This window comes from Achromobacter sp. E1 (genome assembly GCF_037039475.1).
Classification (GTDB): domain Bacteria; phylum Pseudomonadota; class Gammaproteobacteria; order Burkholderiales; family Burkholderiaceae_B; genus Achromobacter; species Achromobacter mucicolens.
In genome coordinates, this window is record NZ_CP146253.1 from 5881601 (window position 1) to 5905660 (window position 24060).

Consider the following 24060-nt stretch of genomic DNA (forward strand, 5'->3'; position numbering starts at 1 on the left):
GCGCGTGTCGCAAGTCTATATTCAGCCCGATAAGCACACAACCTGGCCAACCCGGGAGGAGACCCATGGACGAGGCAGGGACGGCGGGCGCGCCCCCCACGCCGGCGTCGCGCTATCTGCGCTGCGCGGGGCGCGAGCTGCACTACACCGAATGGGGCCATGCCGAAGCGCCCCCCATCATCATGTGGCATGGCCTGGCCCGCACGGGCCGCGACTTCGACGAACTGGCGCGGGCCCTTGCCGGCGACTACCGCGTCATCTGTCCCGATGCGATCGGCCGAGGCCTGTCGCAATGGAGTCCCGATCCGGTGGCCGAATACCGGCTCGACTTCTACGCCACGCTGGCGCGCGCATTGGTGGACGGTCTGTCGCTCACGCGTGTGCGCTGGGTGGGAACCTCCATGGGCGGCGCCACGGGCATGCACGCCGCGGCAACCACGTTGCGCGATCGCATTTCGCACCTGATCGTCAACGACATCGGACCGGAACTGCCACAGCCAGCCATCGAGCGCATCCTGGCCTATGCCGGCAACCCGCCCGCCTTCGACACGGTGACGGAACTGGAAGCCTGGCTGCGCGCCGCCTACAAGCCTTACGGCTGGCAAAGCGACGAACAATGGCGCCGCATGACCGAGACCTCCGTGCGCCGTCTGCCCGATGGCAAGGTCACTGCCCACTACGACCCGGCCATCGTCGGCCAGTTCAGCCATCATCCCCATGACTACGACCGGTGGGCGGGATACGACACGCTGCGCATGCCAACCCTGCTGCTGCGCGGCGCCGATTCGGACCTGCTGCTGCCGGAGGTCGCACACGCCATGACGCAGCGCGGTCCCCGCGCGCACCGCATCGACTTTCCCGGCTGCGGTCACGCCCCCGCCCTGAATGTGGCATCCCAGATAGACCCCATCCGCCAATTCCTTGCCGCACCGGACGACACCGCCACGCGCGCCCACTGATACCAGGAGACTTCCATGAAACGCATTTTGCTCGCCGCAATGGCCAGCCTGTGCATGAGTTCCGCGCTGGCGGCAAAGGACTTCGTTGTCGCGCATGTCTATGACAAGACCGGCCCGCTGGAGGCCTACGCCAAGCAGACGCAGAACGGGCTGATGCTGGGACTCGAGTACGCCACGCAGGGCACCATGACGGTGGCCGGGCGCAAGATCCGCGTCATCGAGAAGGACAACCAGGGCAAGCCCGACGTCGCCCGCGCGCAGCTGGCGTCCGCCTATGCCGACGACAACGCCGACATCGCCGTGGGTCCCACGTCGTCAGGCGTGGCGCTGGCCATGCTGCCCATCGCCGAAGAGTACGAAAAGATCCTGCTCGTGGAGCCGGCGGTGGCGGACTCGATCACCGGCGAAAAATGGAACAAGTACATCTTCCGCACCGGCCGCAACTCCTCGCAGGACGCCATCGCGAACGCCGTGGCATTCGACCAGGAAGGCACGTCGATCGCGATGCTGGCGCAGGACTACGCCTTTGGCCGCGACGGCGTGAAGGCATTCAAGGGCGCGCTCAAGAATGCCAAGATCGTGCACGAGGAATACCTGCCCGCCAACGCGACAGACTTTACCGCGGGCGCGCAGCGGCTGTTCGATGCGCTCAAGGACAAGCCCGGCCGCAAGATCATCTTCATCCTGTGGGCCGGCGCCGGCAACCCGTTCAAGATAGTCGATCTGGATCCCAAACGTTACGGCATCGAGATCGCGACGGGCGGCAACACGCTGACGGCCATGACCCCGCTCAAGTCGCTGGCGGGCATGGAAGGCGCCACGTATTACTACTACGGCATCCCCAAGAATCCGGTGAACGACTGGCTGGTGGCCGAGCACCAGAAGCGCTTTGGCCAGCCGCCCGACTTCTTCACGGCCGGCGGCATGGCATCGGGCATCGCCATCGTTGCCGCCTTGAACAAGACGGGTGGCAAATCGGACACCGACACGCTGATCAAGGCGATGGAGGGCATGAGCTTTGACACGCCCAAGGGCAAGATGACCTTCCGGCCGGAAGATCACCAGGCCATGCAATCGATGTACCACTTCCGGATCAAGAACGACCCGTCGGTGCCATGGGCGGTGCAGGACCTGGTCAAGGAAATCACGCCAGACCAGATGGCCGTTCCCATCCAGAACAAGCGCTGATGCCCCGCACTCATGCTTGAGACCCAATTGCTAACGGTGCGGTTCGGCGGCCACGTGGCGGTCAACGATGTCAGCTGCGCCTACGCGCCCGGCACCTTGACCGCCATCGTCGGCCCGAACGGCGCTGGCAAGACGACGTACTTCAACCTGATCTCGGGCCAGCTACGCGCCAGCACCGGAACCGTGGCATTGAACGGACGAGACCTGACCACGCTGTCGGCCCCGGCGCGCATGCACGCAGGGCTGGGACGCGCGTTTCAGCTCACGCAGCTCTTTCCCCGGCTGAGCGTTCACGAGAACGTGCGGCTGGCGCTGCAGTCGCGGCAGCAGGGCATGGGGTGGCGCCACATCCGGTTCTGGCGCACATGGCGCGACGATCGCGGCCTCATCGACCGCGCCGACGCGCTGCTCGAGCGAACGCGGCTCGCGGCGCGCCGTGACCAGCCCGCCGCCGACCTGCCGCATGGCGATCAGCGCAAGCTTGAAATCGCCATGCTCATCGCGCTGGAGCCGGCGGTGTTCATGTTCGACGAACCCACCGCCGGCATGAGCGTGGATGATGTGCCCATCGTGCTGGACCTCATCCGCGAACTGAAGGCTGACGCGTCCAAGACCATCCTGCTCGTCGAGCACAAGATGGACGTCGTGCGCGAACTGGCCGACCGGATCGTCGTGCTGCACAACGGCCGGCTGATGGCCGATGGCGATCCGGCCACCGTGATCGCATCGCCGATCGTGCAGCAGGCCTACCTCGGCATCAGCGCGCCGGAGGCATCATGACCTTGCAGCCGCTTTTGGAACTGAAGGACGTCCATACGCACATCGGCGCGTATCACATCCTGCACGGCGTAAACCTGTCGGTGCCGGCGTCTGCCGTGACGATGCTGCTCGGGCGCAATGGTGCCGGCAAGACAACGACGCTGCGCACCATCATGGGACTGTGGCGCGCGACGCAGGGCCAGGTCTGCCTGGACGGCACGCCAATCGGCGGTCCTGGCACGCGCACCTCTCCGCCCGACATGGCGCGCATGGGCATGGCGTACGTGCCCGAGAACATGGGCATTTTCGGCGACCTGTCCGTGAAGGAGAACATCCTTCTGGCCGCGCGCATGGCCAGGAATGCCGCGCAACTGGACACCGCGCGGCTGGAATGGATCTTCGGGTTCTTCCCTGCGCTCAAGAAGTTCTGGCTGCATCCGGCGGGCAAGCTGTCGGGCGGGCAAAAGCAGATGCTGGCGATGGCGCGCGCGATCATCGAACCGCGGCGCCTGCTGCTGGTCGATGAACCCAGCAAGGGCCTGGCGCCCGCCATCATCCAGAACATGATCGACGCGTTCATCGAACTCAAGCAGTCCAGCACCACCATCCTGCTGGTCGAACAAAACTTCAACTTCGCCCGCCGCGTTGGCGACTTCGCGGCGATCATGGACAACGGCCAGGTCGTGCACGCGGGCACGATGGCCGAGTTGGCCGAGGACGAGGCGCTGCAGACGCGCCTCTTGGGCCTGTCATTGGGAAGCCATCAATGAGCACGCTGGACATCGAAGCTCCCCTGCCCCGCGCGCGCGCGGATCTCATGCCCGTGCTGCTGGTGCTGGCGCTGGCTGCGGTCGCGCTGCCGCTGGTCGGGTCGTTTTCCACCTGGGTGACGCTCACCTTCGCCGGCCTGGCAATGGGCATGATCATCTTCATCGTGGCGTCGGGCATGACGCTCGTCTTCGGGCTGATGGACGTGCTGAACTTCGGGCATGGCCTGTTCATCGCGATCGGCGCCTACATGGCGGCCACCGTGCTGGGTTCCATGGCGGACTGGACGCAGTCGGGCAGCCTGTGGACCAATCTGGCCGCGGTGCTGCCAGCCATGATCGTGGGCATGCTGGTGGCGGGCGCGGTCGGCCTTGCCTTCGAGCGCGTGATCGTGCGCCCGGTTTACGGTCAGCACCTCAAGCAGATCCTCATCACCATGGGCGGCATGATCATCGGCGAAGAGATCATCAAGATGATGTGGGGACCGCAGGCGATCACGCTGCCCTTGCCGGAGTCGTTGCGTGGCGCATTTCTGCTGGGCGACGCCGCCATCGAGAAATACCGCGTCGTCGCGCTAGCGGTGGGCCTCATCGTGCTGGGCGGCATGCTGTGGGTGCTCAACCGCACCAAGCTTGGCCTGCTGATCCGTGCCGGCGTCGAGGACCGCGAAATGGTCGAAAGCCTGGGCTACCGGATCCGGCATCTGTTTGTCGGCGTCTTCGTCGCCGGGTCGATGCTGGCCGGCCTGGGCGGCGTGCTGTGGGGGATGTATCAGCAGTCGATCGTGCCGCAGCTGGGCGCACAGGTGAACGTGCTGATCTTCATCGTCATCATGATCGGCGGCCTGGGTTCCACGGTGGGTTGCCTGATCGGCGCATTGCTGGTCGGGTTGATGGCCAACTACACAGGCTTTCTGATGCCCAAGGCCGCCCTGTTCTCGAACATCGCGCTGATGGTCGCCATTTTGTTGTGGCGACCGCAAGGCGTGTATCCGGTCACCAACCGCTAGGAGCCGCCGACATGTCGTTTCGTCTGCTTTCCGGCGATCCGCCGCGCAGCGCGATCCTGGCGCTACTGCTTGTTGCAATCGTGGCCGCGCTGGCCGCGGCGCCCTTCCTGTTCCCCGGCCCCAAGGCCTTGGCGGTCGCGGCAAAGGTCCTGGTCTTCATCGTCCTAGTTGCGAGCTACGACCTGTTATTAGGTTACACCGGCATCGTCAGCTTCGCGCACACCATGTTCTTCGGCATCGGCGCCTACGGCGTGGCGATTGCCAGCATCCGCATGGAACCGGGATGGACCGCAGTGCTTGCCGGCACCGCCGCCGGCCTGGCGGTGTCGCTCGCCTTTGCGTTGGTGATCGGTCTGGCCAGCCTGCGCGTGCGCGCCATCTTTTACGCGATGATCACACTGGCAGTTGCCGCGGCGTTTCAGACGCTGGTATCGCAGCTATCCGAACTGACGGGCGGCGAGGACGGCTTGAACTTCAAGGTCCCGCAGATGCTGCGGCCCGCGTTTCGCCCTTTGTCCGAGCCCCTGTTCGGCGTCACCGTGGACGGTCGGATCATCACCTACTACCTGATTGCAGCAGTCTGCGTGGTGCTGTTCCTGATGCTGCTACGCATCGTGAACTCGCCCTTTGGCCGCGTGCTGCAAGCCATTCGCGAAAACCCCTTTCGCGCCGAGGCGATCGGCTATCGCACCGTGCTCTACCGCAGCCTCTCGAACCTGCTTGCCGCCGCGTTCGCGACGCTGGCCGGCGCGCTGTATGCGCTCTGGCTGCGCTACAACGGCCCTGATACGACGCTGTCGTTCGAGATCATGCTCAACATCCTGCTGATGGTGGTGATTGGCGGGATGGGCACGATGTACGGCGCGGTGGTCGGAGCCACCCTGTTCGTGTTCGCCCAGAGCTACCTGCAGGACGGCCTGCACGCCGTGCACGAGGTCGTTTCCGGCATCCCGCCGCTGGCGCTTTTGTTCGAGCCGGATCGCTGGCTGCTGTGGCTTGGGATTCTGTTCGTGCTGTCGGTGTACTACTTTCCGAGCGGTGTCGCCGGACGGCTCAGGGAGCTTGCAAGACGCACGTAGCGCACAGGCGATCGCGCGCTTGCGGCATGACTTACTTGCGGTACCCCGGCGCTTGTCCTGACCCAGGCCCAGGCTATTTGCCGCCCTGCCTCAGCGCATCGGCCTCCCGTCTCAGTCCGTCGACGCGCCGCTGCATGTCGTCGACGCTGCGCCGGGTCTCGCTGCGATGCTGATCCTGTTGCGAACCGGAAGGCGCAGGCAGCAACTGCGGCACATTCATGGGACGCCCGGAAGTCAGGGGAATCATCGCGGGCGCATGAGAATCGGCGCCCGGCGGCGGCGCGTTCAGCACGCGTTCCAGAACCTTGAGCTGGTCGCGCTGCGCCTGCAGCGCGCGTTCCTGATCCAGCAAGGCCCGTTCATCCGGGTCATCGGTGCCAAAGATGGCCGCATGGTCGCGGGATCTGCCGTCCAGTTCCACCCGAGGGTCCGGTCCGGCGTTCAGCAGTTGCTGGCCGAGCGTCGTGGCGTCCGTCGGGGATGGCGACGGCTTCGGAGACGGTGCCGGCGGCGGCAGGTCGGGCTGCACGGGCGCGGCGCGCTCCTGCGCCATCGCCGCGCCGGCGGTCATGACCATCCAGCACAGGGCCGCACCGGCAAGCCGGGCTGATTTGCTGATGCTGAGCATGCTTACTTCCAGGTTTCCCAAGTGCGAGACATAAAAAAACGGCAAGGGTTTTGGCCCTTGCCGTTTTATATCAGAACGGCGAACCGTTCCGAGGTGCAGCTTTCACTTAGATGATACGTGCGGCTTCAACCAGACGCACCACACGCCACGACTTCGAGCGCGAGATGGGACGGCCTTCAGCGATTTCAACCGTATCGCCTTCGTTGTACTGGTTCGATTCATCGTGCGCCTTGTACTTCGCGGAACGCATGATGATCTTGCCGAAGATGGGGTGCTTGACGCGGCGCTCAACCAGAACGACGACAGTCTTGTCCATCTTGTTGCTGACGACCTTGCCAACCAGCGTGCGCTGGCGCTTGGCCACTTGGGTGTTTTGAGTTTCGCTCATCTTTATTTCCCTGCCTTCTCGGTCAGCAAGGTGCGGACGCGAGCGATGTCGCGGCGCACGTTGCGCAGCTGGCTGGTGTTGGCCAGTTGCTGCGTGGCTTTCTGCATGCGCAGACCGAATTGTGCCTTCAGCAGGCTTTCGAGCTCTTTGCCGAGCTCGGCGGCGTCTTTCGAACGGAGTTCGCTAGCTTTCATGTTAGTACTCCTTAAGCACCGATATGACGCGCGACGAACGTGGTCGAAATCGGCAGCTTGGCAGCGGCCAGGCGGAAAGCTTCACGCGCGAGCTCTTCGCTAACCCCTTCCATTTCGTAGAGCACCTTGCCGGGCTGGATTTCAGCAACCCAGTACTCCGGGTTGCCCTTACCGTTACCCATACGGACTTCGGCAGGCTTCTGCGAGATGGGCTTATCCGGGAAAATGCGAATCCAGATACGGCCGCCACGCTTGATGTGACGATTAATGGCGCGACGAGCAGCTTCGATCTGACGAGCGGTCAGACGGCCACGGCCGGTAGCCTTCAGGCCGAACTCGCCGAACGACACGTGGGTACCACGGGTCGCCAGACCGGTGTTGCGGCCCTTCTGCTCTTTGCGATACTTTCTGCGGGAGGGTTGCAGCATGGTTATTCTCCTTCAGGCGCCGGAGCAGCATCCGCCTTGCGGGGAGCGCGGCCACGACCACCCGGACGACCGGTGCGAGCACCGTCCGGACGATCGCCACGCGGAGCGCGGCGCGGACGACGTTCTTCTTCACGCGGGGCTGCGGTTTCCGGCGGCAATTCGCCGTTAGCCAGCATGTCGCCCTTGTAGACCCACACCTTGATGCCGATCACGCCGTACGTGGTGTGGGCTTCGGAGGTGCCGTAGTCGATGTTGGCCTTGAGGGTGTGCAGCGGCACACGGCCTTCGCGATACCACTCGGTGCGAGCAATTTCGATACCGTTCAGACGGCCCGAGCTCATGATCTTGATGCCTTGGGCACCCAGACGCATGGCGTTCTGCATCGCGCGCTTCATGGCGCGGCGGAACATGATGCGCTTCTCGAGCTGTTGCGAGATCGAGTCGGCGATCAGTTGAGCATCGGTTTCCGGCTTGCGGATTTCTTCGATGTTGACGTGCACGGGCACGCCCATCAGACGCTGCAGATCAGCCTTCAGGCTTTCGATGTCTTCGCCGCGCTTGCCGATCACCACGCCCGGACGAGCCGAGTAGACGGTGATGCGGGCATTCTTGGCGGGACGCTCGATGATCACGCGACCAACGGAGGCGCTCTTGAGCTTCTTCTTCAGGTACTCGCGAACGCGAATGTCTTCGGCCAGCATCGAGCCGAAGGCCTTGTCGTCGGCGAACCAACGCGAGGACCAATTACGGGTGACCGCGAGACGGAACCCAGTGGGGTGAATTTTCTGACCCATCGTGACTCCTTAAGCTCCGACCTTGACCGTGATGTGGCAGGTCTGCTTCTCGATACGGTTGCCGCGGCCCTTGGCGCGAGCGGAGAAGCGCTTCATCGACTGAGCCTTGTCCACAAAAATCGTGGTGACTTTCAGTTCGTCGATGTCGGCGCCGTCGTTGTGCTCGGCGTTGGCGATGGCGGACTCGACAGCCTTCTTCAGGATGACGGCAGCCTTCTTCGGCGAGAAGGTGAGGATTTCCAGGGCACGGCCGACCTTCTGGCCACGGATCAGGTCCGCAACCAAACGGGTCTTCTGTGCGGAGATGTGAACTCCACGGATAATGGCAGTAGTTTCCATCGCTTACCTCTTCGCCTTCTTGTCCGCGGCGTGACCCTTGAACGTACGGGTCAGCGCGAACTCGCCCAGCTTGTGACCGACCATGTTCTCGTTGATGTACACGGGAACATGCTGCTTGCCGTTGTGCACAGCGATCGTCAGACCGATGAACTCGGGCAGGATCGTGGAACGACGCGACCAGGTCTTGATCGGCTTCTTGTCTTTGCCCGCGACGGCCGTGTCCACCTTTTTGATCAGGTGAGCATCGACAAACGGGCCTTTCTTGATCGAACGTGACATAGTGTTCGCCTCTTACTTGCGCTTGCGCCGTTGGACGATCATATTGTTCGTCCGCTTGTTGCGACGGGTCTTGTAACCCTTCGACGGAGTGCCCCACGGGCTGACCGGCTCGCGTGCTTCACCGGTACGGCCTTCACCGCCACCGTGCGGGTGATCCACCGGGTTCATGGCAACGCCACGAACGGTCGGGCGGACACCGCGCCAACGCATTGCACCGGCCTTGCCGATTTGGCGCAGGCTGTGTTCTTCGTTACCGACTTCACCGATGGTGGCGCGGCATTCGATGTGCACACGGCGGACTTCACCCGAGCGCAGACGCACCTGAGCGTAGATGCCTTCGCGAGCCAGCAGGACGGCGGAAGCGCCGGCCGAGCGGACCATCTGAGCACCCTTGCCGGGGAGCATTTCGACGCAGTGGATCGTCGTACCGACCGGGATATTGCGGATCGGCAGCGTGTTGCCAGCGCGGATCGGAGCATCGGTGCCCGACAGCACGGTTGCACCGACTTCCAGGCCACGGGGAGCGATGATGTAACGACGTTCGCCGTCGGCGTAGCACAGCAGAGCGATGTGCGCCGTACGGTTGGGGTCATATTCCAGACGCTCGACCTTTGCCGGGATGCCGTCCTTATCGCGACGGAAGTCGACGATACGGTAGTGCTGCTTGTGACCACCGCCACGATGACGGATCGTGATGTGACCGTTGTTGTTACGGCCAGAACCACGGGTCTTCTTTTCGAGCAGCGGCGCGTAGGGCTCACCCTTGTGCAGGTTCGGGCTGACAACCTTCACCATGCCACGGCGGCCAGCCGAAGTCGGCTTAACTTTTACGAGGGCCATTTACTTCACCTCCGCAAAGTCGATTTCCTGGCCGTCCTTGAGCGAGACGTAGGCCTTGCGCTCATTACGGCGGCGGCCAACGAATCGGCCAAAGCGCTTGACTTTGCCCTTACGGTTGAGGACCTGCACGGACTCGACCTGCACCTTGAAGAGCAGTTCGACGGCAGCCTTGATTTCCGGCTTGGTAGCGTCAGCCACGACACGGAAAGCGACTTGCTGATTCTTCTCAGCGACGAACGTGGCCTTTTCGGTCACGATCGGAGCCAGAATGACTTGCATCAAGCGTTCAGCGTTCATCCCAGCATCTCCTCGAGTTGAGCGATGGCCGGCTTGGTGATCAGCACTTTCTTGTAGTGGACCAGCGACAACGGATCGGCATAACGGGGCTCGACAACGGCAACGTGCGGCAGGTTGCGGGTGGCGAGGTAAACATTTTCATCGACGCTGTCGGTGATGATCAGGACCGAGTCCAGGCCCAGGCTCTTCAGCTTTGCAGCAGCAGCCTTGGTCTTGGGCGATTCCAGATCAAACGATTCAACGACGGCGATGCGGTCTTCGCGAGCGAGCTGCGACAGGATCGAACGGATCCCGGCGCGGTACATCTTCTTGTTGACCTTCTGGCTGAAGTTCTCTTCGGGCGAGTTCGGGAAAGTCCGACCACCGCCACGCCACAGCGGTGACGAAGTCATACCGGCGCGAGCGCGGCCAGTACCCTTTTGACGCCAGGGCTTCTTGGTGGAGTGCTTGACTTCCGTACGATCCTTCTGAGCACGATTGCCGGAGCGCGCGTTGGCTTGGAAAGCCACGACGATCTGGTGAATCAGCGCTTCGTTGAAGTCACGGCCGAAGATCGTGTCGGGCGCGCTGAACGTAGCAGCGGCCTGACCTTGGTCGTTCAGGAGCTTGAGATCCATTTACTTACGCTCCCTTCTTGGCCGGGGCCTTGATGGCCGGGCGCACAACGATGTCGGCGCCAGCGTGGCCGGGGACAGCGCCCTTGACCAGCAGCAGGCCGCGCTCAACGTCAACGCGAACGACGTCGAGGTTTTGAACGGTGCGGGTGACGTCACCCAGGTGACCAGCCATGCGCTTACCCGGGAAAATACGACCCGGATCCTGAGCTTGACCAATCGAGCCGGGAACGCGGTGCGAACGGGAGTTACCGTGCGACGCGCGCTGCGAACCGAAGTTGTGACGCTTGATGGTACCGGCAAAGCCCTTACCAATGGTCGTGCCCGTGACGTCGACCTGTTGGCCGGCTTCGAACACGGATTCCACGGCGATCACGGAACCGGCCGAAAATTCAGCGGCGCGAGCGGGATCAAGGCGGAATTCTTTGAGGATGCTACCGGCTTCAGCGCCGGCTTTGGCGTAGTGGCCCGTTTGCGGCTGAGCCACACGCGAGGCACGACGAGTGCCATAAGCCACCTGGATAGCGGCGTAGCCGTCAGTTTCCAGCGACTTAACTTGGGTCACGCGGTTGTTGGACACGTCCAGCACGGTCACCGGGATGGATTCACCTTCCTCGGTAAAAATGCGGGTCATGCCGACCTTGCGACCCACCAGCCCCAGCCGGTGAGCGGCGGGCGTGGGTGTCGAATTCGACATCGTTTTCTCCATTCCCGACTGCGATTGGTCGGGGCTAATCAGGCAAAAGGTAACGGCCTTTGCCCTACGACTATGTTCAACCTGGACTTGGCGCGCCGACCTCGAACTGCAGGGCGGTTTTCGCTTTATCCATAGTTAGACTTGCCACAAAATGGCAAGCTTCGCATATTAGCATGTTTTTTCTAAGCGGCACAAGCACTTAGCGGATTCAGGGCATGCCGCGGTGGGCATTTTTGCCACGGTTTGCGTACCCGGATCTGCGGCCAGGTACGCGCATGGCCTGGCGGCGCACATTGCACGAGAGTGAGCGCCTGCTCACCTCTGCCACAGCAGCCGCAAAACAAAATGGCCGCCATCCCGAGGGAGTGCGGCCATTCTTGACGAACCTGCCGGCGAAGGTGGCAGGTTCGGAGCGTCTTACTGCAACGCGATTTCGACGTCGACGCCGGCCGGCAGGTCCAGACGCATCAGGGCGTCAACGGTCTTGTCGGTGGGATCAACGATGTCCATCAGGCGCTGATGGGTACGGATTTCGAACTGGTCACGCGACGTCTTGTTGACGTGCGGCGAACGCAGGACGTCATAGCGACGGATACGCGTGGGCAGCGGCACCGGACCGCGGACGACAGCGCCCGTGCGCTTGGCGGTGTCGACGATTTCGGCGGCCGATTGATCGATCAGCTTGTAATCGAAGGCTTTCAAGCGGATGCGGATCTTTTGGTTTTTCATGGCGTTTCCTAAAGAACGAGATGCGAGGGCGGGATCACGCCCTCGCTGGTTGGGTGCTGCTTAGTAGATCCGAATTACTTCAGGATCTTGGCGACGACGCCGGCGCCGACGGTACGACCGCCTTCACGGATGGCGAAACGCAGACCTTCTTCCATGGCGATCGGGGCCAGCAGCTTGACGGTCATCGTCACGTTGTCGCCCGGCAGAACCATTTCCTTGTCGGCCGGCAGGTCGATCGTGCCCGTCACGTCCGTCGTGCGGAAGTAGAACTGGGGACGATAGCCGTTGAAGAACGGGGTGTGGCGGCCGCCTTCTTCCTTGGACAGGATGTACACCTCGGACGTGAAGTCCGTGTGCGGGGTGATCGAGCCCGGCTTGGCCAGAACTTGGCCGCGCTGGACGTCTTCACGCTTGGTGCCGCGCAGCAGGATGCCCACGTTGTCGCCAGCTTGACCTTGGTCCAGCAGCTTGCGGAACATTTCCACGCCCGTGCAGGTCGTCTTGACCGTCGGAACGATACCGACGATTTCGATTTCTTCGCCGACCTTGATGATGCCGCGTTCGATACGGCCGGTCACCACGGTGCCGCGACCCGAGATCGAGAACACGTCTTCAACCGGCATCAGGAACGCGCCGTCGATGGCACGCTCAGGCGTCGGGATGTACGAATCCAGCGCGGCAGCCAGAGCCAGAATGGCCTGTTCGCCCAGTTCGCCCTTGTCGCCTTCCAGCGCCAGCTTGGCCGAACCCTTGACGATCGGGGTGTCGTCGCCCGGGAAGTCGTACTTGGACAGCAGTTCGCGAACTTCCATTTCCACCAGCTCGAGCAGCTCGGCGTCGTCAACCATGTCAGCCTTGTTCAGGAAGACGATGATGTACGGCACGCCAACCTGGCGGCTCAGCAGGATGTGCTCGCGCGTTTGCGGCATGGGGCCGTCAGCGGCCGACACGACCAGGATCGCGCCGTCCATCTGGGCAGCGCCCGTGATCATGTTCTTGACGTAGTCGGCGTGGCCCGGGCAGTCAACGTGCGCGTAGTGACGCGTTTCCGTTTCGTACTCGACGTGAGCCGTGTTGATGGTAATGCCGCGTGCCTTTTCTTCAGGAGCTGCATCGATCTGGTCGTAGCCCTTGGCTTCGCCGCCGAACTTGGTCGACAGAACGGTCGTGATCGCCGCCGTCAACGTCGTTTTGCCGTGGTCAACGTGACCAATCGTACCCACGTTCACGTGCGGCTTGGTACGTTCAAACTTGCCTTTTGCCATGATCTCTATCCTTTGACTTTCAAGGAAACTTGATATCTGCCGGGGCCGTCCGGTTGGACGGACCCGGCAAGGGTTATTTACTTGGCCCGAGCGGCGATGACTTCGTCAGCGACGTTCTTGGGGGCCTCGGAGTAATGCTTGAATTCCATCGTGTACGTGGCACGGCCTTGCGTCAGCGAACGCAGGTTCGTGGCGTAACCGAACATCTCGGCCAGGGGCACTTCGGCCTTGATGGTCTTGCCACCGCCGACCATGTCATCCATGCCTTGGACCATGCCGCGACGCGAGGACAGATCGCCCATCACGGTGCCAGCGTAGTCTTCCGGCGTTTCGACTTCGACGGCCATCATCGGTTCCAGCAGCACGGGGCTAGCCTTGCGCATGCCTTCCTTGAATGCCATCGAACCAGCCATCTTGAACGCGTTTTCGTTCGAGTCCACATCGTGGTACGAACCGAAGAACAGGGTGACCTTGACGTCCACGACCGGGTAGCCGGCCAGGATGCCCGAAGGCAGCGTTTCCTGGATGCCCTTGTCCACCGCGGGGATGTATTCGCGAGGAACCACACCGCCCTTGATGGCGTCGACGAATTCGTAGCCGCCGCCAGGAGCGAGGGGCTCGACCTTCAGGACCACGTGGCCGTACTGGCCGCGACCGCCCGACTGCTTGACGAACTTGCCTTCGACTTCTTCGCAGACCTTGCGGATCGTTTCGCGGTAGGCCACCTGCGGCTTGCCGACGTTGGCTTCCACGCCGAATTCGCGCTTCATGCGGTCGACCAGAATTTCCAGGTGCAGCTCGCCCATGCCGGAAATGATGGTTTGGCCGGATTCTTCGTCGCTGCGCACGCGGAACGACGGATCTTCCTGAGCCAGACGCGACAGCGCCAGACCCATCTTTTCCTGGTCGGCCTTCGACTTCGGCTCGACGGCCTGCGAAATCACGGGCTCCGGGAAAATCATGCGTTCGAGCAGGATGTGGGAGTCGATGTCGCACAGCGTTTCGCCGGTGGTCACGTCCTTCAGGCCGACCACGGCGGCGATGTCGCCAGCCAACACTTCCTTGATTTCTTCGCGGTTGTTCGCGTGCATCTGCAGAATGCGGCCGATACGTTCCTTCTTGCCCTTGATGGGGTTGTAGACCGTATCGCCCGACTTCAGGACGCCCGAGTACACACGCACGAAGGTCAATTGACCCACGAACGGATCGCTCATCAGCTTGAATGCCAGGGCCGAGAACTTCTCGGAGTCGTCGGCATTGCGCTGGATGGCGTTGCCATCGTCGTCCTGACCGTCGACCGGGGGAATGTCCACGGGCGAAGGCAGGTAGTCGATGACCGCGTCCAGCATGCGCTGCACGCCCTTGTTCTTGAAGGCGGTGCCGCACAGCATCGGCTGGATTTCGCCAGCGATGGTGCGTTGACGGATGGCCAGGTTGATTTCGGCTTCTTCCAAGGAACCCGTTTCCAGGTACTTGTTCATCAGCTCTTCCGACGACTCGGCAGCGGCCTCAACCAGCTTTTCGCGCCATTCGTTCGCCAGACCTTCCAGCTCGGCCGGAACGTCCTTGTAGTCGAACTTCGTGCCTTGGCTGGCTTCGTCCCAAATGATCGCCTTCATCTTGACCAGGTCGACCACGCCTTGGAACGTGTCTTCGGCGCCGATGGGAATGACGATCGGCACGGGATTGGCGCGCAGGCGGTTCTTCAGCTGGTCATAGACCTTGAAGAAGTTGGCGCCGGTGCGGTCCATCTTGTTGACGAAGGCCAGACGCGGCACGCCGTACTTGTTGGCTTGGCGCCACACGGTTTCGGACTGGGGCTGAACACCGCCCACCGCGCAGTAGACCATGCAAGCACCGTCCAGGACGCGCATGGAACGTTCCACCTCGATGGTGAAGTCCACGTGTCCCGGGGTGTCGATGATGTTGATGCGGTGCTCGGGGTAGTTGCCGGCCATGCCACGCCAAAACGCCGTCGTAGCAGCCGACGTAATGGTGATGCCACGCTCTTGCTCCTGCTCCATCCAGTCCATGGTGGCTGCGCCATCATGCACTTCGCCAATCTTGTGATTGACGCCGGTGTAGAACAGGATACGTTCGGTCGTGGTGGTCTTCCCTGCATCGATGTGCGCAGAGATACCAATGTTGCGATAGCGCTCGATCGGGGTTTTGCGGGCCATGGTGGATTAATCCTTAAATTACCAGCGGAAATGGCTGAAGGCCTTGTTGGCCTCTGCCATCTTGTGCGTGTCTTCGCGCTTCTTCATCGCGGCGCCACGACCTTCGGAGGCGTCGATCAGTTCGCCAGCAAGACGCAGATCCATCGACTTCTCGCCACGCTTCTTGGCGGCTTCACGGAGCCAACGCATAGCCAGGGCCAGGCGGCGCACGGGGCGCACTTCAACCGGCACTTGGTAGTTGGCACCGCCAACGCGGCGGCTCTTCACTTCGACGATCGGCTTGATGTTGTTGATCGCCAGGCTGAACACCTCGATCGGCTCCTTGCCGGTCTTGGTGGCGACTTGCTCGAGGGCGCCGTAAACGATGCGCTCGGCGACGGCCTTCTTGCCGTCCAGCATGACGACGTTCATGAACTTGGCGAGCTCGACGCTGCCGAACTTGGGATCGGGCAGAATCTCGCGCTTGGGTACTTCGCGACGACGGGGCATTGTTGCTTCCTTGTGTCTGTTCAGTTGAACCGTGTTTCATTACACGGCCATGGCCGCCCATTGGGACGACCCCTTACGTGCCGCGCACCTTCCCATCATCTGGATGGCGCGGTCGCACTTCCCGGGTGACGGACTTCCGTCACGTGGGGGTACTGCTGACTTGTAATTAAGCCTTCTTCGGGCGCTTGGCGCCGTACTTCGAGCGGGCTTGCTTACGGTCCTTGACGCCTTGCAGGTCAAGGGAACCGCGCACGATGTGGTAACGCACACCGGGCAAGTCCTTCACACGGCCGCCACGCACCAGAACCACCGAGTGCTCTTGCAGGTTGTGGCCTTCACCGCCGATGTACGAAATGACTTCGTAACCGTTGGTCAGACGCACTTTGGCAACCTTACGCAGAGCGGAGTTCGGCTTCTTGGGGGTGGTGGTGTACACGCGGGTGCACACGCCGCGGCGTTGCGGGCAGTTTTCGAGCGCGGGGCTCTTGCTTTTGATGATGCTGACTTCGCGCGGCTTGCGCACGAGTTGGCTAATGGTAGGCATGACCTTTGAAATCCCTTTTACGTACCACTGGTAAGTACTTACGTACTCGTCTCCTGGAGCGGGTGAGCTTTCGGAGAAGGCAGTTCGCGCAAAACCGCCTCAAACGTTCAAATACGTAAAAGAGCGGGCTTGCCAACAAACCATGACAAACGCACAAAATCGGGGGCAGCCAGAAAAACAGTTGCTACTAACTGGAGAAGGACAAAAGGCTCGTGACGCACCTTCGACCATGACCCTGAACTGTCTGCCTGAGCGTGCTGATTTTGCGCGCGAAATAAAGCAGTAAGCCCTTTAGCATAACTGAGATGAAGGGCTACTGTCAAAGTTTTTTGTAAGTGTCGCCAAGCCGCGCGTTGCTCGCAAAAGCCGGGCAGTTGGCGGCGGCTGACGAAAAATGGGGCCATGTAAGGGACAAACCCGGCATACAAACCCGGCGGACAGACCTAGCGGCCAACGCCGGTGCTTGATACCACGGTGCTCGCGGCGCGGCCTGCGAGCAATCCCTGCCACACGTCCTGGATTGGAGGAGTGTACCCCTTTGCCCGCTCAGCGATCCGTAAATAGATAGCCGCTGCCGTAGACGGTGCGGATCGGCAACACCACGCCTGCTTGCTCGGCCTTGCGCCGCAACCGGCTGACGATGACGTCGATGCTGCGCGCGCTGCTGGCGCGCGCTCCGCCCCCTTCCGCCTGCAATTCGCTGCCCAGCACGTCGCGGCCCACGGCCTTGCCGGCCACGTTCAGCAACGCCCGCACGATAAGACGTTCGTTGGCAGACAGGGATAGCGTCACGCCAGTCGGCGCCACCAGCGTCCAACCCTGGTCGCGCAGCTCCCATCGCCCGCTGCCCGTCTCGTGCGCGTCGGCCGGCTCCGCGGTGGCGGGCAGTCGGCGCGCGAGGGCGAGAAGGATGCAGACGAGTTCGCGTGGATCCTGGGGGTCTGGCAGACACGCATCGGCGCCGCTCTGAAGACAGCGCAGGCGGTTATCCACCGACATGTTCTTGCCAACGACCACAATGCCTAGCGGCGCGGAGCCATGCAAGCGGGCGACAAGGGCGTAGCCGATTTCACCGGATGCGCCGATGTCCAGGACCACGGCGTCGAAATGCCCGCCGCTGAGCAGGCCGAACAATTCCAGCGTAGTGGAGCACCCGCGGGCCGAGATACCGGCCTGCAGCAGCGTGGATACGGAAGAACCCCGTAAGGCTTCGTCCGGAGACATCACAAGTATGCGCAATTGATTCATATCTGTCCCGATCTGCGTTCCCTCCCCTTGCACCGCCTGCTGTGTCGCGGCTGGTGACATCGTTGGAACAGTGTGGCGCTCGTTAACGCAACAACTCCAGTCAAGATTCGTCAACTTTGCAATGTTTGACAGTTCTTGCCATAACGTAGCCGCTGAAGGGTTTTCCCGAGTTATCATTCGTTTACATAAATCCGCCCTCTTCGTTTTGCTAGGTCGCCACACGCGCGCCTGCGCAGCCAACTTTCGCGAGAACTCGTCTAATGAAAATCGCGTCGCTGGAAGACGACCTGGATCAGGCTCGGCGCATCCAGCAGGTTCTGACCGCCGCCGGCTATGCTTGCACCAGTTATCACCAGAGCCGCGATCTGCTCGCGGCTTTGCGTACCGAAGCGTTCGACCTGGTGCTGCTGGACTGGCACCTGCCCGATATCGACGGCGACGACGTGGTCCGCTGGTTGCGCACCCATATCGGCGCGCGCATCCCTGTGATTTTCCTGACCAACCGATCGGCCGAAGATGACCTGGTCGAGGGCTTGCGCGCGGGCGCGGACGACTACATCGTCAAACCGATGCGTCCCCTGGAACTGCTGGCCCGGGTCGCGGCGCTGCTGCGCCGCAGCCAGATCGCCGAGCCCGTGGACCAGACCATCGAAGTCGCGAGATACCGTGTCGATCCCGCCGCACGCGTCATTACGCTGGACGACGTTGCCATCACGCTGGCGCCGAAGGAATTCGAACTGGCGCTGCTGTTCTTTCGCAACATCGGGCGGCTGATGTCGCGCGATGTGCTGGCCGAGTGCGTCTGGAACCGGGAAATCCCCGCCACCTCGCGCACGCTGGACACCCACCTGTCGAACATCCGGCAAAAGCTCCAGCTTCGTCCGCAGCACGGTGTGCGGCTGACTTCCTCTTATGCACTTGGCTACCGGCTTGAACTGGTCAGCCCGACCGACGACGGCCAGACCCTTTCGCTGTAGCTGCGTTGCCCGACTCCCTGGAGAATCGTTTGCCATGAGCCGCTTCCGCGCGCTTTGTTTGCTTGTCCTGGTTTCCTGCATCACGCTCGCCGCCCCCGCGCGCAGTCAGCCGGCGGGCGCATTGGGCGACGACTTCATCCACCGGGTCCGTCCCGGCGATACGCTGATTGATTTGGCCTCGCGGTACACGCGCAGCCCGGCCAACTGGAACCGGCTGCAGACGCTGAACAGGATCGTCACGCCCGAAACGCTGCCCATCGGGTTGGAGCTGCATATCCCGCTGGCCATGATTCCAGTGCGCGACGCGCAGGCGCAGGTGGTGCACGTGAGCGGCCGCGCAGTCCTGAATGGCAAGCCCGTGCAGCCCGGCGCGCCCGTGACCGAAGGCAGCACGCTGGAGACCGCCCCCGACGGCTTCGTCACGCTGCAACTTGCCGACGGATCCCGCCTCACGCTGCCGTCCAGCGGCGCCGTTGACCTTACCCGCCTGCGGCAGTTCGAAGGCACCGCGCTGACGGATTCGGTGATCAACGTGCGCCGCGGCAGCGTGGAATCCAGCGTCGCGCCCGCGGGTCAGGGGGTTGGCCGTTTCGAGATCCGCACGCCGGTCGCAGTGACGGGTGTGCGCGGAACGCGCTTTCGCGTGCAGCGCAGCGCGCAGGGCGTGCATAGCGAAGTTTTGCAAGGCAGTGTGCGCCTGCAGGCGCATGCGCCCGGCGACGCGCCCGCCAAGCCGGTTGCGGTGGCGCAAGGGTTCGGCGCCGCGGTGGGCGCCGATGGCGCCATGTCGGGCGTACGTCCGCTGCTGGCTGCGCCGCAATTGGGCGAGCCGGTTCGCGTAGGCGGCACGTGGTCGATCCCCTTCGCCCCCGTCGAAGGCGCGCAAAGCTATCTGGTGCGCGTCTCGCGCGATGCCGAAGGCCTGCTGCCCGTTTCTTCCGCCAGCTTTCCGACCCCCGACATCCGCTTTTCCGCCCCCGGCCCCGGCACGTTCTACGTGTCGGTGCGCGCCGTCGATGCCATCGGCCTTCACGGAACGGATTCGGTCCAGTCGTTCGAGGGCGCGAACATGCTGATGACGTCGTACGGGCTTGGCGTGGCCAGTGGCTCCGGCGGTCTTGTGACGCTGACCGCGTACTAAGGCAACCGCCATGCCCGACGCCGCCGACTCGCTCGACCGGTCCTGGCGGTCCGGCCTGTGGCTGACATTGGCGCTGGCGGCGCTGGCGGCGTTTCTGGGCGCGTTCAACGGCCTGGGCCGTCTGGACCAGGTCTTCTATGACCGCGCGGTCATGCTGACGGGCAGGCCCGCCGACCCGGATATCCTGATCGTGGCGATCGACGACGCCAGCATCGACGCGCTGGGCCGCTGGCCGTGGCGGCGCGCCATCCACGCCGCCCTGCTCGACCGGCTGACCGGCGCGCGCGCCGTGGGATTGGATCTCATCTTTGCGGAACCCGACAAGATCAATGCCGACGACGATGCAATCCTTGCGGACAGCATCCGTCGCAATGGGCATACGGTGCTGCCGGTGGTGCTGGACCGCCTGAAGAACCCGACGGCCATCGGATTGCCCATTGCGGAACTGGCGCAAGCGTCCGCTTCCACAGGCTTCATCAATGCGGTCATCGACCCGGACGGCGTCGTGCGCGAAGCCGCCCTCACCGCGCAATTTGCCGGAGATCGCCGCAACCACCTGGCCATCTCGATGCTGGAAGTTGGCGGCCAAGCCGACCGGGCGCAACGTCTGCTCAAGCGCGCCGATGCCGACGGCCGCATCCTGATTCCGTATGCGGGTCCTCCCGGCCATGTGCGGACGGTGTCGTACCTTTCCGTGCTGCGCGGCGACTTGCGGCCGGAAGACCTGCGCGGCAAGTATGTGCTTGTGGGTGCGTGGGCCACCGGCCTGGGCGACGATTACCCGACGCCGGTGTCGCACGACGCCATCGGCATATCGGGCGTGGAGATCGTCGCCAACGTCCTGCAGGCCGCGCGCGACGACATCGCATTCCAGCGGCCGCCGGCTGCGTGGAGCGCGCTGTTCGCGGCGTTGCCGGTGTTGCTGGCCTGCCTGGCCTTGTGGCGTCTGGCGCCCAAGAAGGCGCTGCTCGTCACCCTTGCGCTGCTTGCCGTCATCCCCGCGGCCGCGTGGCTATTACTGGCCCACGCCTATCTCTGGTTCGCGCCCACCGCGGCGCTGGCGGGCGTGGCGCTGTGCTATCCGCTCTGGAGCTGGCGTAACCAGGAAGCCGCGCTGCGCTATATGGACACGGAGCTGCAGCGTTTGCAGCGCGAGTACCCGCCGATCCTGAACGAAGCCCGCGTGCAGCTTGCCAATCCCAGCGCCTCGCTGGAGAGCCGGGTGGGCGAACTTCGGCGCGCGCTGGCGCGGGTCCGCAACCTGCGGCGGTTCCTGGCTGACGGGCTCGACGGCATGCCCGATGCGACGCTGGTGTTCGACCAGGAAGGCCGCGTGCGATTTCGCAACCAGGCCGCCATCATGTTCTTCCAGCAACTTGGCATTCGTCCGCCGCGCATCGGCCGGCCGGCGGCGCATCTGCTTGAACACACCCTTGCCGACGACGCTGCGCGGGCGCGCGTGGCCGACGCGCTGAGCGGCCGTCACCCGGCCGATGCGGCTTCGCCCTGGAGCGCGGACCTGGAAGTGCGCGACCGGGCGGGCCGCGACCTGATCCTGAAATGCGCCCCCATCCACACGGCCGAGGGCCAGTTCGCGGGCACGGTGACCACGCTGACCGACATTTCCAACATCCGTCAGGCCGAGCGGCAGCGCGAAGAGACGTTGCGCTTCATCTCGCATGACATGCGCGCGCCGCAAAGCTCGATCCTCGCATTGGTTGAACTGGCGCAGGAAGGCGGGCAGCAGGAAGTTCGGCACGACACGCTCGCGCGCATTGCGCTGCTGGCCAACCGCACGCTCAGGCTGGTCGACGACTTCGTGCATCTGACCCGCGCCGAATCGATGCCGATCAGCACCATCGAACTGGATCTGGGCGGGTTGCTGCAGGACGCCGTCGACGATCTCTGGCCGTCCGCCAGCAAGCGCGGCATCGCATTGGAAGCCAGCACGCCGCTACCGGTCGCCTACACGCGCGGCGAGCAGACGCTTCTGATGCGCGCGCTGTGCAATCTGGTGGACAACGCCATCAAATACAGCGCGAGCGGCACGCGTGTCGATTGCAGCATCGATGAGCAGCACGGCTTCTGGTGCGTGCGCATCAAGGACCAGGGTCAGGGCATCGCGGCGCAGGACGTGGCCCGGCTGTTCGAGCCCTTTGCCCGTGTCGGCGCCGACAATCGCGACGACGTTGGCGGTGCGGGGCTGGGACTGGCATTCGTGCATACCGTGGCCGGACGGCACGGCGGGCGAATCGAAGTGCAGAGCGAGCTCGGCGCAGGCTCCGAATTCATCCTGCACCTGCCAAAGGCGTAGGTCGCGATCCTATTGGAAGGTGTGCGAGATGACCGCGGGCTTGCCCGGTCTGACCTCGAGCGTCATGCGAAAGGGCGGCAGGTCTGCGTTGCGCACGACCACCTGATACTTGCCCGGAATCAGCTTGAGCTCCTTCACGGGCGGACTGATTCCCCGCGCCACGCCGTTGATCCAGACCTCGCCCCAGGGGCGGATGTCCACCCGCACGGGGACTGGCACCGGTTTGGGCTTGGGCGCCTCTTCGGCAACCGAAGCTGCCGGCGCGGTTTCCTGCGCCGTGGGCGCGGGCGGCGGCTCCGCGGAACTTGGCGTATCCGCCTGCGTGCGCGCAGACGGCGAACCCGGTCCGGCGGCCGGGCCAGTCGCGGTTGCTTGGCCTCCAGCGGCGGCGCCGGCCGTCAAGGGCGGCAGGTCGGCGGGCGCTTGCGATGCCGCCGGCGCGGGTTTAGGCGTGGGCGTTGGCGCGGACACTGGCGCGGCAGGCTGCGGCAAGGGATGCACGACGGGCGGATTTGGCTGTACGACTTCCGAGCGGGTAATGAGCGCATTGGGACTGCCCTTGCCCCAATGGAACCACGCATAGATGCCCGCGCCGATCAGCGCGAGGATCAGCAGCCAGAACGGCAGCGGACCGCGTCGGCGGGCGGGCTCGCGCCGTTGTGCGAAACCGGCCACGGGAGGCGGCTTGGCCGTCTCGACCGATTCGTCTTCCGGCTCGGCCGGTTCGTCGTAGGCCGCGACGCCAAGCAGGCTGGCCAACTCCGCCAACGACTGCGGGCGAGCCCTGGTGTCCATCGCCAGGCCGGCATCGATGACCCGCAGGAAGTCCTGTCCGTACTTGGGCAGTCCCATGTCGGCCAGCGCTTCGTATTCGTCGTGGGCGCGGCGCTCGGGCGCCGGCGGCGGCCGGCTGCCGATCACGAGCGCGTACGCCACGGCGCACAAGGAATAGATGTCGGTCCACGGTCCGCGCGGCCATTCCACGGAATCCGTGTACAGCTCGAACGGCGCGAAGCCGGCTGCCGGCGTCCTGCTGGCCCGGCGCGAGCGCGCCACCACCAGTTCGGGCAGCAGATGCGCCCGCGCGCCTTCATCCATGCCCACGGTTTCGAGCGAGATGTCGCCGCAGATTTCCCCTTGCGCATGCAAAGCGATAAGCGAAGGCAGAAGATCGGACAGGAGCCGCTTGATGCGTGATTCCGGCACCCCGCCCGCCGCGCTGGCGGCAATGGCGCTCAATGGACGAAGCGCCAACGGCGCAGCGCCTGAAAAGGGGCCACGCGGCGTCAACAAGCCGGCGGGAGTAGACATCATCGAAGCTGCGCAGACGCGCCAATAACAGGTTCAGGGGCTATTTAGGCGGAATATTATCCAATCCGCAACGGCAGGACATTGCCGAAAATGTCCGAGCGCATCAGGCTGTGGCACGATAGCGTACCGCGTCACCATCCTACATCTTTGGAAGCCATGAAAATTCGCATCCTGAGCAGTCTGCTTGGCGTATCGGCCCTGTTGGCCGGTTGCACGGGCATCTCCAAATTGCAACCCGAGAGCCCTCCAACGGCCGAAGCCCTGGCCGAGCTGCAGCAGGTGCGCGACCAGTACAGCGCCGGGCGCTACGGAGAAGTCATCCGCGGCGTCGCCCGTTCCGACACCCTGGCCACCTCATCCAAAGCGGTACGCATCGAGGCCTACAAGCTTCAGGCGTTCAGCTACTGCGTCACGCAATATACGCAGCTCTGCGAGGACAGCTTCGCGCGCATCCTGGTCCTGGATCCGGCCTTCGAACTGGCGCCCAACGAAGCTGGCCACCCCGTCTGGGGACCGGCCTTCCAGCGCGCCCGCGCCCAGACGGCCAAATAGTCCTGCCGCACCCTTTCTTTCGCAAGTAAAAAGGCCGCTGATTCTCATCA

29 protein-coding genes are annotated in these 24060 nt (G+C 63.5%); 10 read left to right on the forward strand and 19 right to left on the reverse strand.

What is annotated here, in order from left to right:
• Positions 1–65: 65 nt before the first annotated feature.
• Genes V6V88_RS27185 through V6V88_RS27210 form a run of 6 tightly spaced genes read left to right on the forward strand, consistent with a single transcriptional unit; the run spans position 66 to position 5762 of the window.
• The gene (locus tag V6V88_RS27185) at positions 66–959 is read left to right on the forward strand and encodes an alpha/beta hydrolase (RefSeq protein ID WP_338617088.1); all 894 of its coding nucleotides are present in this window, start codon (positions 66–68) and stop codon (positions 957–959) included.
• A gap of 15 nt (positions 960–974) precedes the next feature.
• Complete coding sequence (locus V6V88_RS27190; RefSeq protein WP_338617089.1) at positions 975–2147, forward strand: substrate-binding domain-containing protein; 1173 nt, start codon at positions 975–977, stop codon at positions 2145–2147.
• Positions 2148–2159: 12 nt separating this feature from the next.
• On the forward strand, positions 2160–2927 hold the full coding sequence (locus V6V88_RS27195) for an ABC transporter ATP-binding protein (RefSeq protein WP_338617090.1): 768 nt from the start codon (positions 2160–2162) through the stop codon (positions 2925–2927).
• On the forward strand, positions 2924–3676 hold the full coding sequence (locus tag V6V88_RS27200; RefSeq protein WP_062839260.1) for an ABC transporter ATP-binding protein: 753 nt from the start codon (positions 2924–2926) through the stop codon (positions 3674–3676). The genes V6V88_RS27195 and V6V88_RS27200 overlap by 4 nt, the downstream gene beginning before the upstream one ends.
• Positions 3673–4683, forward strand: coding sequence for a branched-chain amino acid ABC transporter permease (locus V6V88_RS27205; RefSeq protein ID WP_062839261.1), 1011 nt, complete (start codon positions 3673–3675; stop codon positions 4681–4683). The genes V6V88_RS27200 and V6V88_RS27205 overlap by 4 nt, the downstream gene beginning before the upstream one ends.
• Before the next feature lie 11 nt (positions 4684–4694).
• The gene (locus tag V6V88_RS27210; RefSeq protein WP_338617091.1) at positions 4695–5762 is read left to right on the forward strand and encodes a branched-chain amino acid ABC transporter permease; all 1068 of its coding nucleotides are present in this window, start codon (positions 4695–4697) and stop codon (positions 5760–5762) included.
• Positions 5763–5835: 73 nt separating this feature from the next.
• On the opposite strand, the gene V6V88_RS27215 is transcribed toward V6V88_RS27210, so the two are convergent.
• The 18 genes from V6V88_RS27215 to V6V88_RS27300 all read right to left on the reverse strand — a co-directional run bounded on the left by V6V88_RS27215 (position 5836) and on the right by V6V88_RS27300 (position 17715).
• Positions 5836–6390 carry a hypothetical protein gene (locus V6V88_RS27215; RefSeq protein ID WP_338617092.1) on the reverse strand — a complete coding sequence of 185 codons (555 nt, stop codon included), beginning with the start codon at positions 6388–6390 and terminating at the stop codon, positions 5836–5838.
• Positions 6391–6496: 106 nt separating this feature from the next.
• Positions 6497–6778 (reverse strand): 30S ribosomal protein S17, encoded by a 282-nt coding sequence (rpsQ, locus tag V6V88_RS27220; protein WP_006216549.1) that lies wholly within the window; start codon positions 6776–6778, stop codon positions 6497–6499.
• Between the two features lie 2 nt (positions 6779–6780).
• Positions 6781–6972, reverse strand: coding sequence for a 50S ribosomal protein L29 (gene rpmC / locus V6V88_RS27225; RefSeq protein WP_003806912.1), 192 nt, complete (start codon positions 6970–6972; stop codon positions 6781–6783).
• 11 nt (positions 6973–6983) lie between these two features.
• Positions 6984–7400, reverse strand: a complete 417-nt coding sequence (gene rplP / locus V6V88_RS27230; RefSeq protein WP_006389610.1) for a 50S ribosomal protein L16 — start codon at positions 7398–7400, stop codon at positions 6984–6986.
• Positions 7401–7402: 2 nt separating this feature from the next.
• The gene (rpsC, locus tag V6V88_RS27235; RefSeq protein ID WP_008168950.1) at positions 7403–8194 is read right to left on the reverse strand and encodes a 30S ribosomal protein S3; all 792 of its coding nucleotides are present in this window, start codon (positions 8192–8194) and stop codon (positions 7403–7405) included.
• A gap of 9 nt (positions 8195–8203) precedes the next feature.
• Positions 8204–8533, reverse strand: a complete 330-nt coding sequence (rplV, locus tag V6V88_RS27240; protein ID WP_006227021.1) for a 50S ribosomal protein L22 — start codon at positions 8531–8533, stop codon at positions 8204–8206.
• 3 nt (positions 8534–8536) lie between these two features.
• Positions 8537–8812: a 30S ribosomal protein S19 gene (rpsS, locus tag V6V88_RS27245; protein ID WP_006216555.1), complete on the reverse strand. Its 276-nt coding sequence runs from the start codon at positions 8810–8812 to the stop codon at positions 8537–8539.
• A gap of 12 nt (positions 8813–8824) precedes the next feature.
• Positions 8825–9652: a 50S ribosomal protein L2 gene (gene rplB / locus V6V88_RS27250; RefSeq protein ID WP_056327037.1), complete on the reverse strand. Its 828-nt coding sequence runs from the start codon at positions 9650–9652 to the stop codon at positions 8825–8827.
• Complete coding sequence (gene rplW, locus V6V88_RS27255; RefSeq protein ID WP_006216557.1) at positions 9653–9949, reverse strand: 50S ribosomal protein L23; 297 nt, start codon at positions 9947–9949, stop codon at positions 9653–9655.
• Positions 9946–10566 carry a 50S ribosomal protein L4 gene (gene rplD, locus V6V88_RS27260; protein WP_008168948.1) on the reverse strand — a complete coding sequence of 207 codons (621 nt, stop codon included), beginning with the start codon at positions 10564–10566 and terminating at the stop codon, positions 9946–9948. The genes rplW and rplD overlap by 4 nt, the downstream gene beginning before the upstream one ends.
• Before the next feature lie 4 nt (positions 10567–10570).
• Positions 10571–11260 carry a 50S ribosomal protein L3 gene (gene rplC, locus V6V88_RS27265; RefSeq protein WP_056327035.1) on the reverse strand — a complete coding sequence of 230 codons (690 nt, stop codon included), beginning with the start codon at positions 11258–11260 and terminating at the stop codon, positions 10571–10573.
• A 417-nt stretch (positions 11261–11677) separates the two neighbouring features.
• Complete coding sequence (gene rpsJ / locus V6V88_RS27270; protein ID WP_003806903.1) at positions 11678–11989, reverse strand: 30S ribosomal protein S10; 312 nt, start codon at positions 11987–11989, stop codon at positions 11678–11680.
• 74 nt (positions 11990–12063) lie between these two features.
• Positions 12064–13254, reverse strand: a complete 1191-nt coding sequence (gene tuf, locus V6V88_RS27275; RefSeq protein WP_062839263.1) for an elongation factor Tu — start codon at positions 13252–13254, stop codon at positions 12064–12066.
• 77 nt (positions 13255–13331) lie between these two features.
• Complete coding sequence (fusA, locus tag V6V88_RS27280; RefSeq protein WP_056320702.1) at positions 13332–15434, reverse strand: elongation factor G; 2103 nt, start codon at positions 15432–15434, stop codon at positions 13332–13334.
• 18 nt (positions 15435–15452) lie between these two features.
• A complete protein-coding gene (gene rpsG, locus V6V88_RS27285) occupies positions 15453–15923 on the reverse strand; it encodes a 30S ribosomal protein S7 (RefSeq protein WP_006389600.1) in 471 nt (156 codons plus the stop codon).
• A gap of 166 nt (positions 15924–16089) precedes the next feature.
• Complete coding sequence (rpsL, locus tag V6V88_RS27290; protein ID WP_005017264.1) at positions 16090–16467, reverse strand: 30S ribosomal protein S12; 378 nt, start codon at positions 16465–16467, stop codon at positions 16090–16092.
• 107 nt (positions 16468–16574) lie between these two features.
• On the reverse strand, positions 16575–16871 hold the full coding sequence (locus V6V88_RS27295; protein WP_223573694.1) for a hypothetical protein: 297 nt from the start codon (positions 16869–16871) through the stop codon (positions 16575–16577).
• A gap of 142 nt (positions 16872–17013) precedes the next feature.
• Positions 17014–17715 carry a response regulator transcription factor gene (locus V6V88_RS27300; protein ID WP_062839264.1) on the reverse strand — a complete coding sequence of 234 codons (702 nt, stop codon included), beginning with the start codon at positions 17713–17715 and terminating at the stop codon, positions 17014–17016.
• Positions 17716–17975: 260 nt separating this feature from the next.
• Here V6V88_RS27300 and V6V88_RS27305 point away from each other — a divergent pair, with 260 nt between their 5' ends.
• The 3 genes from V6V88_RS27305 to V6V88_RS27315 are packed head-to-tail and all read left to right on the forward strand — an operon-like array spanning position 17976 to position 22147.
• Positions 17976–18692, forward strand: a complete 717-nt coding sequence (locus V6V88_RS27305; RefSeq protein WP_223573695.1) for a response regulator transcription factor — start codon at positions 17976–17978, stop codon at positions 18690–18692.
• A gap of 34 nt (positions 18693–18726) precedes the next feature.
• A complete protein-coding gene (locus V6V88_RS27310) occupies positions 18727–19833 on the forward strand; it encodes a FecR domain-containing protein (protein WP_223573696.1) in 1107 nt (368 codons plus the stop codon).
• A gap of 10 nt (positions 19834–19843) precedes the next feature.
• Complete coding sequence (locus V6V88_RS27315) at positions 19844–22147, forward strand: CHASE2 domain-containing protein (RefSeq protein ID WP_223573703.1); 2304 nt, start codon at positions 19844–19846, stop codon at positions 22145–22147.
• Positions 22148–22156: 9 nt separating this feature from the next.
• Here the strand turns inward: V6V88_RS27315 and V6V88_RS27320 are convergent, their stop codons facing one another.
• Complete coding sequence (locus V6V88_RS27320) at positions 22157–23458, reverse strand: serine/threonine protein kinase (RefSeq protein ID WP_223573705.1); 1302 nt, start codon at positions 23456–23458, stop codon at positions 22157–22159.
• 156 nt (positions 23459–23614) lie between these two features.
• Here V6V88_RS27320 and V6V88_RS27325 point away from each other — a divergent pair, with 156 nt between their 5' ends.
• Complete coding sequence (locus V6V88_RS27325; RefSeq protein WP_056320715.1) at positions 23615–24010, forward strand: TssQ family T6SS-associated lipoprotein; 396 nt, start codon at positions 23615–23617, stop codon at positions 24008–24010.
• Positions 24011–24060: the final 50 nt, after the last annotated feature.